The 580-nt window shown below is 66.9% G+C and carries 1 protein-coding gene; it reads right to left on the reverse strand.

All coding sequences use genetic code 11. The features are described from left to right. Nucleotides 1-580 (reverse strand): reverse transcriptase domain-containing protein (locus AC1DE4_RS31840; protein ID WP_477884765.1); only part of this gene is annotated, 580 nt, incomplete at both ends.

Consider the following 580-nt stretch of genomic DNA (forward strand, 5'->3'; position numbering starts at 1 on the left):
AGGATGGATGTCATGGTCAACCCGGTCGAAGAACTTCTCCAGATCCACGTCCACAACGATCCGCCGTCCGGACTGCACGAACGATTGCGCCGCCAGGACGGCATCGTGCGCACTCCTTCCCGGACGGAAGCCGTAGCTGTGCTGGCTGAAGGTCGGATCAAGGATTGGCTGAAGGACTTGCAGGAGCGCCTGTTGGATCAGGCGGTCCAGCACCGTGGGGATGCCAAGCTCGCGCTCGCCGCCCCCTGGCTTCGGGATCATCACCCGACGCACCGGCTGTGGCCGATACGTCCCCTCCCGCAGGCTGTCGCGGATGGCAGGCCAAGAGATGCGCAGCGTCGCAGCCGTCTGGTCGATATCCAGACCGTCCACGCCCGCCGCGCCTTTGTTGGCCCGCACCTGCTTCCACGCCCGCAGAAGGTTCTCTCGCCGCAGGGCCACCTCAAGCAGCCCTGCGCCCGTGTCGTTCCCGATCCGCGGCGGGGGCTCGGCTTCGTCGAGACCAGAGCCCGGACGGGCTTCACCCGCTTGCCTCTCCGATCTCCCGGGCTGTCCCGGCATCTGACGCATGGCCTTGCTC

The sequence above is a fragment of the Rhizobium sp. 10N414 genome (assembly GCF_056394785.1).